The sequence below is a fragment of the Paenarthrobacter sp. 10N417 genome, assembly GCF_056394745.1.
This window is the reverse complement of the sequence record NZ_JBFTIL010000013.1, coordinates 45,588-60,204: the sequence shown is the minus strand read 5'-3', so window position 1 is coordinate 60,204 and position 14,617 is coordinate 45,588. Positions and strand designations below refer to the sequence as shown.

Sequence of the window (14,617 nt, the reverse complement as noted above, 5' to 3'; positions counted from 1 at the left end):
TCCTAGAGCCCCAGGTCCAGGTAGCCATCCAGGCCCACGGTCAAGCCTGGGTGGTCCGCAACTTTGCGAAGCCCGAGCAGGACACCAGGCATGAACGAGGCACGGTCGAAGGAATCATGGCGCAACGTCAGCTGTTCACCAGGCCCGCCGAAGAGCACCTCCTGGTGCGCCACCAGCCCGCGGAGCCGCACGCTGTGGACGCGTACACCCTCCACGTCGCAGCCCCGGGCGCCGTCCAGGGACGTTTCCGTAGCGTCAGGACTTGCTGGCACACCGGCTTCCTGCCTGGCCTGGGCAATCAGCTGTGCCGTACGCACGGCGGTACCTGAAGGAGCGTCTACCTTGTTCGGGTGATGCAGTTCAATGATCTCCACGGACTCGAAGTACTGCGAAGCCTTCGCCGCAAATGCCGACGCCAGCACAGAACCCAAAGCAAAATTCGGGGCGATCAGAACGCCTGTTTCCGGCTTCTGTTCCAAGAGGGTTCGCAACGATCCAAGACGTTGTCCATCCCAACCCGTGGTCCCAACCACTGCATGAATGCCATGCTCAACCGCGAAGCGCACGTTGGCCTCGGTAGTGTCAGGAACAGTCAGGTCCACAACGTACTTGGCACCTGTGTCGAGCAGTGTCTGCAGGGAATCGCCGCGACCGAGAGCCGCTACCAGCTTCATATCGTCGGCTGCTTCAACAGCCTTCACGGCTTCAATTCCCATGCGCCCGTAGGCGCCCAGCACTGCAACAGCAAGTTGTTCGGTCATGCCTTTAACCCTACCGCCGGGCCGGGGTACGGCAGGAACCGTGACTCCGCGCTTACTCTCCTGGGCCGTTCCCGCTTACTCCCCGGCCCCGACCCATTCCACCGTGCCGTCGCTGAAGAACTGTTCCTTCCAAATGGGCACCTGAGCTTTGACCCGGTCCACGAGTTCGGCACAAACGGCAAACGCCTGGCCCCGGTGGGCGGCCGCAACGGCACACACCAGCGCGGGATCACCGATCTCCAGCATCCCAATCCTGTGCGCGGCCCAAATCCTGACCGGTTGTTCTGCTTCGCCGGAGTGCTCCGCGACCAGCTGCGCGACGACGTCGGACATGATCCGGTGCGCTGTGGGATGGGCGCTGTAGCTCAGGCGGTCCACGGGCTTACCGGAATCGTGGTTGCGCACCACGCCGCTGAAGCTGACTACTGCCCCGGCGGTGTCAGACTCCACCGCGGCAATTGCCTGGTCAACGGAGATAGGCTCGGCGCTCAGGACCGCGCTAACAACTTCAAAGTCTGTTTCAGTGCCCATGGCTTCCTTCCAATTGATCGCAAAGGTGCCCGATCACCGGATCCAGGACAGTCAATCCATCCATGACGCCCTTCGGGGAGCCGGGCAAGTTAATGATGAATGTCTTTCCCGCTGCTCCTGCGTGCCCACGGCTCAGCATTGCCATGGGCGTCTTTGCAGTGCCCGCCCGCCGAATGCCTTCCATAATGCCCGGAATCTCGCGATCCAGCAGCGGCAACGTCACTTCCGGCGTCTGGTCGTCCGGGCTCAGGCCTGTTCCACCACTGGTGATGACGACAGCGGGCTGCTGCGTCAGGAGCGCCCTCAAAGCCGCGCCAACGGGCTCACCATCCGGCACCACCATGGTGGGGAAGGCATCAAAGCCATGCTCCTTGAGCCAGTCCATGATGACGGGGCCGGTTTCGTCGGCGTAGATTCCCGCTGCCGCACGGGTGGAGGCGATAACGACGCCGGCCTTCCGCGGCCCGTGGGCGTTGGGTTCGCACGCACTCATGCTTGGGCTCCTTCAGGGGCGGATTGCGGGGCGGATTCCGGGGCTGCGCTGCCCCGGCCCCAGTCATCGTGTTTCCAATCCCCACTTTTGCCACCGCTTTTTGCCAGCACCTGGATATCTGTCAGGACTGCGTGCTTGTCCACGGCTTTGATCATGTCGTAGACGCTCAGGGCGGCCACTGAGGCGGCGGTGAGCGCTTCCATTTCGACGCCGGTGACACCGCGAGTCTTCACGGTAGCCAGTACTTCGATCGAGTCAACTCCCAACTCAAAATCGATGGTGACTTTGGAAATCGGCAACGGGTGGCACAGCGGGATCAGTTCCGGTGTCTTCTTAGCGGCCATAATCCCTGCCACGCGCGCCACTGCGAGCGCGTCGCCCTTGGGTAATTCGCCAGCGCCGAGAAGCGCCAGGACTTCGGCAGTGCTGCGCACCGTGGCCGTGGCAGTTGCCTCACGGGTGGTAACTGCTTTCTCTGAGACATCCACCATCTGGGCAGTACCGTCTTGCCGGAGATGGGTCAGGCCGCCGCTGTTGCCGGACGTGTTCGTGGGAATTTCATTCACAGCATCCATACTTCCACTTCGCTTCCCTCCGCGAGTTCCGTGACGTCGCTGGGGATCTGCACCAGGGCGTTCGATCGCGCCAAGGCGTGCATCAGGTGGCTTCCCGCGCCACCTTCCATTCGAACGGAGCCGTCAGGCAGCACTGTTCCGCGGCGCACTTGATGCTTGCCCTCGGGTGAGCGCAGGGGTTCTGCCAAGCGTGCCCGCTGTACTGGCCGCGGTGCCGGGACACCGTGGATCAGCGACAAGGCAGGGCGCAGGAACATTTCGTAGGAGACAAGGCAGCTGACAGGGTTGCCGGGAAAGCCGAGGAACGGAACACCTTCAAAGCGGCCGATTCCTTGTGGTCCCCCGGGCTGCATCGCCACCGGCAGGAACTCCACGTGCTGGGCGGCCATGGCTTGGCGGACAACCTCGTACGCCCCCTTGCTGACGCCACCGGTGGTCACGATCAGGTCCACCGGGTGCTTGCCGTCTTCGCTTCCGACGTGGTTGCGAAGTACTGCGAGCAATCGTGCGGGATCGTCATCGGAGATTCCGCTTCGTACCACGTCAAGACCCGCTTGGCGCATGGAGGCTTCCAGGAGGATTCCGTTGGAGTCGTAGATCTTGCCGGGCGTGAGATTCCGGCCCGGTTCCAGCACCTCATCGCCCGTGGTAACCAGCAGGACGCGCAATGGCTTGCGGACTTCGACGGCGGTCAGGCCCAGTGCGGCCAACAAGCCGAGCTGCGCTGGTCCTAAACAGGTCCCCGCGGGAAGGGCCAACTCCCCTTCCTGGATGTCGCTGCCGGCGTTTCGAACATAGGTGCCCGGAGCAGTGGCGGGCAGATCAACCTCAACGTCCCTGGCCTCAGGATTCGGGAAAGTGCTGGGACGCGCCCGCTCAATGGGAACCACGGCGTCGGCACCCTCGGGAATCATGGCGCCGGTCATGATGGGCACGGCATAGCCTGGCTTCAAGGCCTCCGGAGCCGCCCCAGCTGGAACCGGCGCCGCCACGCGCAGCTTCGCGCCGCCGTCGGGAATGTCGGCAGAGTTGACGGCAAAGCCGTCCATTTGGGAGTTGGCAAATGGCGGCAGGGAAAGTGGCGCCTGGAGGTCGACGGCGAGCGCCTTGCCCAGGGCTTCCAGTAGCGGCAGCTGTTCAGTTGACGTGGTCGCGGCTGGACCGCTCAGTAGTTCCACCACGGCGTCGCGATGGGCAGCAACGGATCTGGGCAAGGACATCCTCCTGTGTGGTCACGCTGTGTGGTCACGCTCGGGGCCGGAGATTATCCGGACGTACCCAGAGTAGGGCCTTAAGTGACCTTCACGTTGATGGTGTGGTACCCGGTGGCGCCGTCGGGAGCTACCGGGGTCCGGTCTTCGGTCTGTGGTTTGCCCGTGGAGTCAGTGGCACGCACCTGGACTTCATAGTTGCCGGGCGTGAGATCAAGTCCCAGCTGCCACTGGTACCAGGTATCCGTGGATATCCCCGGTGCAAGCATCGTCTGGCGCCAAGGACCACGGTTGACGCGGAGCTCCACATGGTCAACACCGCGGTGCTGGGCCCAAGCGACACCACCAAACTGCACTTTGCCTGCTTTGACCGTGCGGCCGCTGCGCGGAACGTCGATCCGGGACTGCGTCTTGATGGGGCCGTGATCACTCCAGCCGCGGGGAGTCCAGTAAGCCGTATCGTCGGCAAAACGGGTGACCTTGAGTTCGGTGAGCCATTTGGTTGCCGAGACGAAGCCGTAGAGTCCGGGCACGATCATCCGCACTGGGAATCCATGTTCCAGGGGCAGCGGCTCGCCATTCATGCCAACGGCCAGGAGGGCATCGCGGTCATCCGTGAGCGCTTCCAGCGGCGTACTTGCTGTAAAGCCATCGTTGCTGGTGGACAGCACCATGTCCGCTCCTGGTTTGGGACCCGCCATGGCCAGGAGCTCCCGCACAGGCCAGCCGAGCCACAGGGCGTTGCCGATGAGATCGCCGCCTACTTCATTGGACACGCACGCGATAGTGATGTGCCGTTCCGTCATCGGCTTGGTGAGGAGCGTCGCGAAATCGAGTTCGATCTCGCGATCCACCATTCCGGTCACTTTCAATTTCCACGCTGGAGGGTCGATGGCCGGAACGGTCAATGCAGTGTCGATACGGTAAAAATCAGGGTTCGGTGTCACCAAGGGGCTGATCCCTTCCAGCGGCAGTGAAGCCCCGTTAGGGATCGCCTGCTGGGTTGTCGCCGGAGCTGGCAGCGTTAATGAGCCCCTGAAACCGGAAGCCACGGCCGTCGCGCGCGTGAGGACGCTGGTGACAACGCCGCCAACAGCTGCCGCAATCGATGTGACCGCCAGTGCGTTCAGGAAGCTCCGCCTTGCCAGAGGGGCAGGCTCCGGCGAGGGTGAGGCACTGGCTGTGGACCCTTCAGCAGATGACACCACGCCGGATGACGCTTCACGCGGCGGCACCCAGGTGCCCAGCCGGCGAATCAGCATGCGGAGCAGCAGCATGGTGACGACGGCGGCCACGATGGGCGCGATGGCGGCTTGCGGTGTCGTTTGGGCCCGGGTCAGGACTGCGCTTAGGCCCGCCGCGCCGGCCAAGGCCGCCAAAACGAGTCCGAATCCGGTTCGACGGCGCTCCAGAATCCCGGCCAGGGCAGCCAGAACCACGGCCACAATCAGGATGGAAGCGACCAGCACGATCTTGTCCGCCGTCCCGAAGAGCTGCACGGCGAGGTCCTTCACCCCGGGAGGAACGGAATCGATGACGGCACCGCCCAGGGCCGTCACCGGCGAAACGAGGGGGCTGAGGAAGCCGGCGCTCAACTCGCCTGCAGCAATGCCTGCTGCCCCGGCAGCCACCCCGGCAACCGCTGCCCAGAATCCAGGCTTTCTCATGCTGCGCCTCCTTGGCGATCCACGGCAGATCCTGCCGCAAGGGAGCCCTCCGGAAGGGAGCCAGCCGGAAGCGACAGCGCAAACCGACAACCGCCGTCGACGTTTTCCACGTTCACAGCTCCCCCGTGCGCTTTCACGATGCCGGACACCATGCTTAATCCGATTCCTGCCCCTGTGTAGCTTCCCTGCGCTCCCGACGGGCTCCCCCGAGAAGGGTCCTTTTGCCAGCCGGTTTCGAACAGGTGGGGAAGGTCCTCCTCCGGGATGCCCCCGCAGTGGTCTTCCACGGCGACCACAGCGTTTCCGTTGTCACGCCCAACGCTGATGTGTACCTCGGTGTCCGGCCTGCTGTAAATAATCGCGTTGAGCAGCACGTTCCGGACAGCCCGGGCCATGCTGGGTCCGTCGGCTACGGCCATGCATTCGCGGTCTCCGCCGCCGGTGAGCCTAATGCCGCGTTGGGCGGCCAACGGCGCCAGATCGGACAACGCATCGCTGACAAGGTCATAGAGGTCCAGCGATTCGGCGCGCAAGCGAAGGCTTCCGGCCTGGATCTTGGACAACTCCAGGAGGTCGTTGACCATGGCGGTCATTTGTTCGGTCTGGCCGATGATCTTCCGGTAATACTCCGGGACATCGGCGGCCATGCCGTCCTCGAGGGCTTCGGTCATGGCGCGCATGCTGGCAAGTGGGGTGCGGAGGTCGTGCGAAATCCACGAGACGAGTTCGCGCCGCGCGGTTTCGATGGCGGCTTCCCTTGCCCGCGATTCCGCCAGGTTTCGGCTGCTGGCCTCCAGTTCCTGAGCCAGTTCAGCGAGTTCTGAGGTCATGGCAGGCTCGGCCCGCTTTCCATCCATACTGTTGTGGTCCAGGGTTTCGCCCCGGCCGAGTCTCCTGGCCACGGCTACAAGGCGCGCCGCATTCCGGGATACCCCGGCTCCCAATACGAGCGATAGCGCCACTGCAACTGCTGAAGCCATGGCCAGGATGTACCACATGACCTCAAGATCCCGGGCAGAAATGAACATGGCGTTGAAAGCACTGACCATGCCTGCCACAAGGACAGCCACGGTAGCCACCACAACCAAGCAAATCTGGGCCAGCACCGAGGCACGCCGGAGGACGCGTAACAGCACCAGCGTGATGGCACCGATAACCACTGCCCACAGGAGCACCCAGGCAAGGATGGTGGCAAGCTCAGTACCCTCCATGGCCATCCTCCTTGGCGTCGAATCTGTAGCCAACGCCCCAAACCGTCTTGAGGAGCTCAGGTTTGGTGGGGTTGTCCTCGATCTTCTCGCGGAGGCGCCGTACATGGACGGTCACGGTGGAAAGATCGCCAAAGTCCCAGCCCCAGACTGCCTTGATGAGTTCTTCCCGGCTGAAAACCTGGTTGGGCCTGCGCAGCATGAAGGCCAGGAGATCGAATTCACGCACTGTCAACGTCAGCGGCGTTCCACGGTGAGTGACGGTCCGGGATGCGGGATCCAGTTCAAAGCCTGCCAGTTCGACAGGTGGTTCGGGAGAGAATTCCTTGACGCTGCGGCGAAGCACAGACTTAACGCGCAGGACCAGCTCCCGCGGCGAGAACGGCTTGGTGACGTAATCGTCCGCACCCATCTCCAACCCCAGGATGCGGTCATCTTCGGTTCCCAGCGCCGTCACCATAATGACCGGCACGCTCATGCTTTGGCGGAGCCGGCGACACAATTCCACGCCGTCCAGTCCTGGCAACATACGGTCCAGGATCACCAGATCCGGCTGGCGCGTCGCGGCGAGCCTAAGTGCCGTGAACCCGTCCCCGGCCATGTCCACTTGGAATCCGGCCTGCAGGAGATAGTCGCGGACAACATCGGCAATGGTCTGCTCGTCTTCGACGAGGAGGATGCGGCGATTGCCAGGCTCTGCCGCTGATGATGCCGATTGCATGCTCACGCTTTCAGCATAGGTACGCCGGCGCTGCCCGGCACCGGATACAGGTCACTTCCGCGCGAATGTACGCATTCCGTAAGAACTGAGTACGGCAAGGACATGTCCCGGGGAACCTTCGGGGCACCTCAACGAAGCGTCCGATGAGTGAAACGGAATGTAGCTGGTATCACTCTTCACGCCATGGTGGCGTAGCCTGAATTTATGAGTGTTCAGCTAGGCATGCCTGTGCCTCCTTCGGGCAGCGCTGCAGGCGGCCCGGTTCCGCCGCCGCGTCCGGCTGGCACGCCCACGGGCTTATGGGACCGCTACGGCCGCCGGGCGACTGATATGCGCCTGTCCCTGACGGACAAGTGCAACCTCCGCTGTACATACTGCATGCCCGCCGAAGGGTTGGAATGGCTCTCCAAGCAGGCGGTGATGACCAAAGACGAAATCATTCGGATTGTGCGTGTAGGCGTTAACGCCCTGGGCGTGCGGGAACTGCGCCTCACTGGCGGTGAGCCGTTGGTCCGGGCGGACCTGGTGGACGTCATAGCAGGCATCCGGCACGAGCACCCCGAACTTCCCATTTCGATGACCACCAACGGCGTGGGCCTGGACAAGAAGGCCGCTGCCCTCAAGGCCGCGGGTCTCACCCGGATCAACGTCTCCCTTGATTCGCTTCACGAAGAAACCTTCACCAAGCTCACGCGCCGGCCTTTCCTGGACCGTGTCCTCGCCGGCGTGGACGCCGCCTGGGCTGCCGGTCTTGGTCCGGTCAAGTTGAATGCCGTGCTGATGAGGGGCATCAACGATGCCGAATCTCCGGACCTCCTCGCCTGGGCCTTGGACCGTGGATACGAACTCCGCTTCATCGAGCAGATGCCGCTGGACGCGGACCACGGTTGGACCCGGCGCAACATGATCACTGCGGCTGAAATCCGGGAACTGCTGTCCAAGGACTTTGTCCTCAGCCGGGATCCGCGGGAACGCGACGGTGCCCCTGCCGAACGTTTTGAAGTACGACGCCGGGACCAGGCACCCGATGAAGCCACAGGGCCGGTCCTCGGTACAGTCGGTATCATCGCATCGGTCACCGAACCGTTCTGTTCAGACTGCCGCCGGACCCGCATTACCGCTGAAGGCAAGATCATGAGTTGCCTTTTCTCCCGTGAGGAGTTCGACCTCCTCGGACTGCTTCGCCAGGGCGCAACGGATGACGAGCTTGCCCAACGTTGGCAGGACGCCATGTGGGTCAAACCCAAAGCCCACGGCATGGACCACACCGGCCTCGGCGCACCGGACTTCGTGCAGCCGGACCGCAGTATGAGCGCAATCGGAGGCTGAACCCTTGCTTGTACGTTACTTCGCTGCCGCACGCGCCGCTGCAGGTGTAGAAGAGGAGATCCACCCGCTCCCGGAAGGATCCAGCCTCGAGGCGTTGCTGGAAGCTGCCCTCGCCGTCGAACGTCCTCTGCCTCCGGAGGGGACACCAACGCTTGCGCGCATCGTGGCCCGCAGCAGTTTCCTCAGGAACGAAATTGCGGTTCGAGACCCTTCTGCTCCCCTGGGTGCCGAGGACGTTATCGACGTCCTTCCTCCGTTCGCAGGCGGCTAAACGGCGGAGTCAACAAACGTGGATTCACCGGCTGCGGCGCTTCCGAGTGCCAACGCCAGAACGCCGGCACGGCTGTGCATTCCGGTTTTCGCGAAGATGCTCTTGAAATGATCCTGTGCGGTTAGGGGCGAGATCCGCATCCGGCCGGCGAGGACCTCGTTCTCCATGCCTGCCGCCAACAGGGCCAACGCCTGCCTTTCCCGTGCCGTCAATCCGTAGGCCCGAACGAACACGCCAAGCCGGGCTGCGGGCAGGCACTCCTGGATGGTGACGGCGATGGCCGGACCATGTGGCGAGTGAGTGGGACTGTCCATCCGGGCGGCCCGCAACGAGGCCCACTGCCCTCCACCGACATGGATTCTGGCTGCAGACGCACGATTGTCTATATGTGCTTCCTTGGCCAACAGCTGCGCCACCACGTTATATACCTCTGCCGGGATTCCGGCGTGGGGCCGGGGCGCCCGTTGCAGAAGGGATAACCAGTTGCTGGCGCTGCTTGTCTGCCCGAGGACCTGCATGTCTTCGTCCATGACAAGAACCGCTTGGGCGGGCATGGACCCTTTCGACCCAACAGGAGATGCGGCGAACTGCCGGGCCCGGCTGCGGCGCAGTCCGCGGGTCATTGCCGGCGCGAGCGAAACAAGGAAGTCGAGCTCCTCCTCGCTGAACGCAGGATCTGTGTCCTCCCTCCAGAGATCAAGCCATGACCAGATACCGTGCTGGTCCGCCAATGCCAGTGACGCTATGTCTCCCACTCCGTAGCCGCGCAGGATGGTGTCCCAGAGCGGGTGTCGGGTGGGATCTCCATTTGTGGCCGCAAAGAGTGAGGCAGCCGGCCGTTCGGCTTCGGACAGGACGGTCCAGCGGTTTATTCGGCTGGCATATCTGGCTTTGATGACCAGCGGCACTTCGTTGGGGCACGGCACCGCCGCCATGGGCGCAACACCGGTTGCCGACTCGGGATCAGTAAGCGGCCAGACGAAAGCGCTGAAGCCCACCGCGTGCCGGAGCTCCGCCACGGCAGCCTCCCGAAGGGCATGGTCGTCCCCAGCGGCGAGAAACAAGTCCTCAATCCGTTCCCGTGTCCGGTGGGTTGCCCATGTGCTGGCCATGGAGCCAGTATGCGCCGCTGCCGGCGGTTCCGGACCCCCATGAATCTGGGATATCAGCGCCTGTCATCGGCACCTAAGCTGGCAGCACCAACGTGAACTACACAGGAGCGAATGCCATGTACACCCTGTACATCGAACACGGAATCAAGGACTTTACCCAGTGGAAAGCCGCCTTCGACCGTGACCCCCTGGACCGCGCCGCCTCAGGAGTAAAGCAGTTCCGGGTGGGGACGCCCATGGAGGATCCCCGCTACGTGCTGGTTGAAATGGATTTCGAGCGTGCAGAGCAGGCAACGGACATGGTGGAGCGACTGCACGCATCTGTCTGGAGCTCCCCAGCCAACGCCCCGGCCCTCCAAGGCGCACCAAAGACGCGGATAGCCGAAACGGTGTACACAGGATCCTATTGACGCCAGCTCCTGCCTGGCCGGACGCTGGGCAGTTTCCTCGGGCCGCCGTCAGGTTTTCCGGAACACACTCTTGAGCAAGGGACTGAACTCGGCTGTGCCCTCAAGGCGCAGTTCCGCGGTGTGCACCAGGACGCCATCTTCAACACGAAAGGTGTGCCGGGCTACCCCCTCCGGCGTTCGCCGTTCCACCGTCAGCGTCCCGCCATGCCATGTGCCGCGCACCGGGGCAGTTGGTGGCCGGCCCATGCTGTCCACGTAATACCAGAGTGTGTCCCCATGGACGGGATCCACGGTGAACATCCCGTGCCCTTCAAAGTGCGTTCCATCCGGTTCACGGTGCCGGTAGCTCTGCACGACGGCGTAGCCCCCAGCGGCTTCTGTGAAAACGGCTTCGGCCTCAGCAGTGCGCGCCGCACCCCATGGAGACTGTGCTATTTCCGTGATGCCCCGCCAATGTCCGATGAAGTCCTTCAGCAGTCCTGCGGCGTGTCCTTTGGGGGGCAGATCCATCACGACTCCAATGTGAGCAGGGCAGCATGATCGTATGATCATGCTGCCCTGTTTACCGTGCGTGAGTCCAGAGATGGTAGACCAGCTGAACGCGCTTCTCCTAGAGACCGAAGGTTTCGCTTTCTTCAAACGGCCCGACGACGGTGATCGTGCGGGGAGCTGCGGCAAGTTCCTGGGCGAGTTCCTGGACTTCGTCCACAGTGACCGCTTTGATCCGTGCCAATGTCTCGTCAATATCCTGGAACTCCCCGGAAACGAGTTCAGCCCGGCCGAGTCGGGACATACGCGAGCCCGTGTCCTCGAGGGCGAGGACGATGCCGCCGCTGAGTTGTCCCACGGCCTTCCGGAGTTCCTCCTCAGTGATGCCCTCCTTGGCGAGCTTGTCCAACTCAACGCCAAGAAGATCGAGCACTTGGCGGACTTTCGACGGTGTGCAGCCCGCATACATGCCGAAATAGCCTGCATCTGCATAAGCAGCTGTGAAGGAATACGTGGAGTAGACAAGGCCGCGCTTCTCGCGGATCTCCTGGAAAAGCCTGGAAGACATTCCCCCGCCCAGCACCGCATTCAGCACACTCATGACGAATCGGCGATCATCTGTTGCCACGATGGTGGGGCAACCCATGATGATGTTTGCCTGCTCCACGGGACGCTTGACCACGTGAAGGCCGGATGTGCCGGTGATCACGGCGCGGTTGGTAGCCCTGCGATCTACCGGAGCTGCTTCCGGATCCAACTGCCAGCCTGCAGCTTCCAAAGCTCGCTGTACGAGATCGCAGACGACGTCATGGTCCAATCCGCCGGCCGCGGTGATAACTAGTTCCTCCGGACGGTAATAGCGCTGGTAGTGCTCCCAGACAGAGTCCCTGGCAACCGCTTTGATAGCGTCCGGCGTACCACCGATAGGACGCGCGAGCGGGTGGCTGCCGAGTACAGCTGCAACGAATTTTTCGTGGGCTACGTCTGTTGGGTCATCGCTGTCCATTGCGATTTCTTCAAGAATGACGTCCCGTTCCTGTTCCAGCTCAGCCGGATCCAGGACAGCCCCGGTGATCATGTCCGCGATGACGTCGATGGCCATGGGAAGATCCGAGTCCAACACCCGGGCAAAGTAGCACGTGCTTTCCTTGGCAGTCGCAGCGTTGGACTCGCCACCCACCTCATCAAAGGCTGAAGCGATTTCCAGCGCGGTGCGCCGCTTGGTGCCCTTGAACAGGAGGTGTTCCAGGAAGTGCGTAGAACCATGCTGGCCATCGGCCTCATCGCGGGAACCGACTGCCACCCAGAATCCGATGGTGGCTGAGCGCTGCCCGGGCATTGCCTCGGTGAGGACACGCACGCCGCCCGGCAGGACCGAACGCCGTACGACGGAACCGCCCTCGGCACCATGGATCAGTTCGCCGCCGGGAAGTGTCTGCTCCAACGGCAAGGGTACGACAGTCATTAAGACCTTTCAGGTTTTCGAGTTAAGGCCGGAAGGGCCGGTGGTGCTTTTTCAAGCCCACCGGCCCCGCCGGATACTGCTTTACAGACTACTCGGCGGAAACTTCAGCTTCTTCCGGAGCTTCCTCGGAGGCTGCGCCTTCTTCCTCGGCGACAACCGGGGAGAGGGAAAGCTTTCCGCGGTCGTCGATCTTGGTGATCTCGACCTGGACCTTCTGGCCCACCGAGACGACGTCATCAACGTTGTCCACGCGCTTGCCGTTGGCCAGCTTGCGGAGCTCGGAGATGTGCAGCAGGCCGTCCTTGCCCGGGGTAAGGGAAACGAAAGCGCCGAAGGTGGTGGTCTTGACGACCGTGCCCAAGTAGCGCTCACCGATTTCCGGTACCTGCGGGTTGGCGATGGCGTTGATGGCGGAACGTGCTGCATCAGCAGACGGACCGTTGGTGGCGCCAATGTAGACCGTGCCGTCATCTTCGATGGAGATGTCCGCGCCCGTGTCTTCCTGGATCTGGTTGATCATCTTGCCCTTGGGGCCGATGACCTCGCCGATCTTGTCTACGGGGATCTTGACGGCGATGACGCGGGGGGCGAACTCGGAGAGCTCGTCCGGCGTGTCGATCGCTGCGTTGATGACCTCGAGGATGTGGAGGCGGGCTTCGCGGGCCTGCTTCAGCGCTGCTGCCAGCACAGAAGCGGGGATGCCGTCGAGCTTGGTGTCCAGCTGGATGGCCGTGACGAACTCGGACGTACCGGCAACCTTGAAGTCCATGTCGCCGAATGCGTCTTCGGCGCCGAGGATGTCGGTCAGGGCTGCGTAGCGGGTCTGGCCATCAACTTGGTCGGAAACCAGGCCCATGGCGATACCGGCAACGGCTGCCTTCAGCGGCACACCAGCGTTGAGCATGGAGAGCGTCGAAGCACACACCGAACCCATGGACGTCGAACCGTTGGAACCGAGGGCCTCGGATACCTGGCGGATGGCGTACGGGAACTCTTCACGGGAAGGCAGAACGGGCACAAGTGCGCGTTCCGCGAGGGCGCCGTGACCGATTTCGCGGCGCTTCGGGGAACCGACGCGGCCAGTCTCACCGGTGGAGTACGGCGGGAAGTTGTAGTTGTGCATGTAGCGCTTGCGCGTTACCGGCGACAGCGAGTCGATCTGCTGTTCCATCTTGAGCATGTTCAGCGTGGTGACGCCCATGATCTGGGTCTCGCCACGTTCGAAGATGGCAGAGCCGTGAACGCGGGGCAGAACCTCTACCTCGGCGGTCAGCTGGCGGATGTCCGTCAGGCCACGGCCGTCGATGCGGACCTGGTCCTTGAGGATGCGTTGGCGGACAACGTGCTTGGTGACCGAGCGGAAGGCTGCGGACAGCTCCTTTTCACGGCCTTCGAAGTTTCCGGCGAGTGCGCCCAGGACTTCGTCCTTGAGCTCGTCGGATGCGTTATCGCGCTCCTGCTTGTCGGCGATCTGGAAGACTGCAGCCAGCTTGTCGGCAGCAGCGGCTTCCACAGCTGCGTAGACGTCGTCCTGGTAGTCCAGGAAGACCGGGAACTCGACGGTCGGCTTCGCTGCACGGGCAGCAAGATCGGCCTGGGCTTCGCAAAGAGCCTTGATGAACGGCTTTGCGGCTTCGAGGCCCTCGGAAACAACTTCTTCGGTGGGAGCAGTTGCGCCCTGTTCCTTGATGAGGTTCCAGGAGTTGTCGGTTGCTTCGGCTTCAACCATCATGATGGCGACGTCGTCACCTGCAATGCGGCCGGCAACAACCATGTTGAACACGGCGTTCTCAAGCTGCGAGTGCTTGGGGAAAGCAACCCACTGCGAACCCTGTTCGTCGGCGATGAGGGCAACGCGGACGCCGCCGATCGGGCCGGAGAACGGGAGGCCGGAGAGCTGGGTGGACATGGAGGAGGCGTTGATCGCCACGACGTCATAGAGCTCGTCCGGGTTGATCGCCAGGACGGTCACGACGATCTGGACCTCGTTGCGCAGGCCCTTGACGAAGGCCGGGCGCAGCGGGCGGTCCATGAGGCGGCAAGCCAGGATGGCTTCCGTGGACGGGCGGCCTTCACGGCGGAAGAACGAACCCGGGATACGGCCGGCAGCGTACATACGCTCCTCGACGTCAACCGTCAACGGGAAGAAGTCGAAGCCTTCGCGCGGCTGCTTGCCTGCGGTGGTTGCCGAGAGGAGTGCTGTGTCTTCGTCGATGTAGACCATCGAAGCGCCGGCAGCCTGCTTGGCAAGGCGGCCGGTTTCAAAGCGGATGACACGCTTGCCAAAACGGCCGTTGTCAATAATCGCTTCGGAGAACTGGATTTCGGGACCCTCCATTGAGAGTCACCTCCGTTTCTGATTTAGCGGAAGTCC

The 14,617-nt window shown here is 62.8% G+C and carries 15 protein-coding genes; 3 read left to right on the top strand and 12 right to left on the bottom strand.

What is annotated here, in order from left to right:
- Positions 1–2: 2 nt before the first annotated feature.
- The 8 genes from dapB to AC1DCM_RS16380 form a co-directional block, all read right to left on the bottom strand.
- Positions 3–761 carry a 4-hydroxy-tetrahydrodipicolinate reductase gene (dapB, locus tag AC1DCM_RS16415; RefSeq protein WP_477519034.1) on the bottom strand — a complete coding sequence of 253 codons (759 nt, stop codon included), beginning with the start codon at positions 759–761 and terminating at the stop codon, positions 3–5.
- Positions 762–836: 75 nt separating this feature from the next.
- Complete coding sequence (locus AC1DCM_RS16410; RefSeq protein WP_442005785.1) at positions 837–1,292, bottom strand: molybdenum cofactor biosynthesis protein MoaE; 456 nt, start codon at positions 1,290–1,292, stop codon at positions 837–839.
- Entirely contained in the window at positions 1,282–1,785 is a 504-nt protein-coding gene (locus AC1DCM_RS16405; RefSeq protein WP_442005784.1) for a MogA/MoaB family molybdenum cofactor biosynthesis protein, read from the bottom strand. Before AC1DCM_RS16405 ends, AC1DCM_RS16410 begins: the two co-directional genes overlap by 11 nt.
- The gene (moaC, locus tag AC1DCM_RS16400; protein ID WP_477519033.1) at positions 1,782–2,360 is read right to left on the bottom strand and encodes a cyclic pyranopterin monophosphate synthase MoaC; all 579 of its coding nucleotides are present in this window, start codon (positions 2,358–2,360) and stop codon (positions 1,782–1,784) included. Before moaC ends, AC1DCM_RS16405 begins: the two co-directional genes overlap by 4 nt.
- Entirely contained in the window at positions 2,348–3,580 is a 1,233-nt protein-coding gene (locus AC1DCM_RS16395) for a molybdopterin molybdotransferase MoeA (RefSeq protein WP_477519032.1), read from the bottom strand. Before AC1DCM_RS16395 ends, moaC begins: the two co-directional genes overlap by 13 nt.
- 71 nt (positions 3,581–3,651) lie before the next feature.
- Complete coding sequence (locus tag AC1DCM_RS16390) at positions 3,652–5,238, bottom strand: molybdopterin-dependent oxidoreductase (RefSeq protein ID WP_477519031.1); 1,587 nt, start codon at positions 5,236–5,238, stop codon at positions 3,652–3,654.
- The gene (locus tag AC1DCM_RS16385) at positions 5,235–6,449 is read right to left on the bottom strand and encodes a sensor histidine kinase (RefSeq protein WP_477519030.1); all 1,215 of its coding nucleotides are present in this window, start codon (positions 6,447–6,449) and stop codon (positions 5,235–5,237) included. The genes AC1DCM_RS16390 and AC1DCM_RS16385 overlap by 4 nt, the downstream gene beginning before the upstream one ends.
- On the bottom strand, positions 6,436–7,167 hold the full coding sequence (locus AC1DCM_RS16380; RefSeq protein WP_477519029.1) for a response regulator transcription factor: 732 nt from the start codon (positions 7,165–7,167) through the stop codon (positions 6,436–6,438). Before AC1DCM_RS16380 ends, AC1DCM_RS16385 begins: the two co-directional genes overlap by 14 nt.
- 204 nt (positions 7,168–7,371) lie before the next feature.
- On the opposite strand from AC1DCM_RS16380, the gene moaA reads away from it, so the two are divergent.
- Both moaA and AC1DCM_RS16370 read left to right on the top strand, forming a co-directional pair.
- Positions 7,372–8,496 (top strand): GTP 3',8-cyclase MoaA, encoded by a 1,125-nt coding sequence (gene moaA, locus AC1DCM_RS16375; protein ID WP_477519028.1) that lies wholly within the window; start codon positions 7,372–7,374, stop codon positions 8,494–8,496.
- Between the two features lie 4 nt (positions 8,497–8,500).
- The gene (locus AC1DCM_RS16370; protein WP_442005778.1) at positions 8,501–8,767 is read left to right on the top strand and encodes a MoaD/ThiS family protein; all 267 of its coding nucleotides are present in this window, start codon (positions 8,501–8,503) and stop codon (positions 8,765–8,767) included.
- On the opposite strand, the gene AC1DCM_RS16365 is transcribed toward AC1DCM_RS16370, so the two are convergent.
- Complete coding sequence (locus AC1DCM_RS16365) at positions 8,764–9,879, bottom strand: helix-turn-helix transcriptional regulator (RefSeq protein WP_477519027.1); 1,116 nt, start codon at positions 9,877–9,879, stop codon at positions 8,764–8,766. The two genes, AC1DCM_RS16370 and AC1DCM_RS16365, sit on opposite strands and share 4 nt — an antisense overlap.
- A 92-nt stretch (positions 9,880–9,971) precedes the next feature.
- Between AC1DCM_RS16365 and AC1DCM_RS16360 the strand changes: the two genes are divergently transcribed.
- Positions 9,972–10,289, top strand: a complete 318-nt coding sequence (locus AC1DCM_RS16360) for a hypothetical protein (RefSeq protein ID WP_477519026.1) — start codon at positions 9,972–9,974, stop codon at positions 10,287–10,289.
- A gap of 48 nt (positions 10,290–10,337) precedes the next feature.
- On the opposite strand, the gene AC1DCM_RS16355 is transcribed toward AC1DCM_RS16360, so the two are convergent.
- The 3 genes from AC1DCM_RS16355 to AC1DCM_RS16345 all read right to left on the bottom strand — a co-directional run bounded on the left by AC1DCM_RS16355 (position 10,338) and on the right by AC1DCM_RS16345 (position 14,581).
- Positions 10,338–10,799, bottom strand: a complete 462-nt coding sequence (locus AC1DCM_RS16355; RefSeq protein ID WP_477519025.1) for a DUF1579 family protein — start codon at positions 10,797–10,799, stop codon at positions 10,338–10,340.
- A 100-nt stretch (positions 10,800–10,899) separates the two neighbouring features.
- Positions 10,900–12,243: a M16 family metallopeptidase gene (locus AC1DCM_RS16350; protein WP_477519024.1), complete on the bottom strand. Its 1,344-nt coding sequence runs from the start codon at positions 12,241–12,243 to the stop codon at positions 10,900–10,902.
- 88 nt (positions 12,244–12,331) lie between these two features.
- Positions 12,332–14,581 (bottom strand): polyribonucleotide nucleotidyltransferase, encoded by a 2,250-nt coding sequence (locus tag AC1DCM_RS16345; protein WP_431119461.1) that lies wholly within the window; start codon positions 14,579–14,581, stop codon positions 12,332–12,334.
- Between the last annotated feature and the right edge of the window lie 36 nt (positions 14,582–14,617).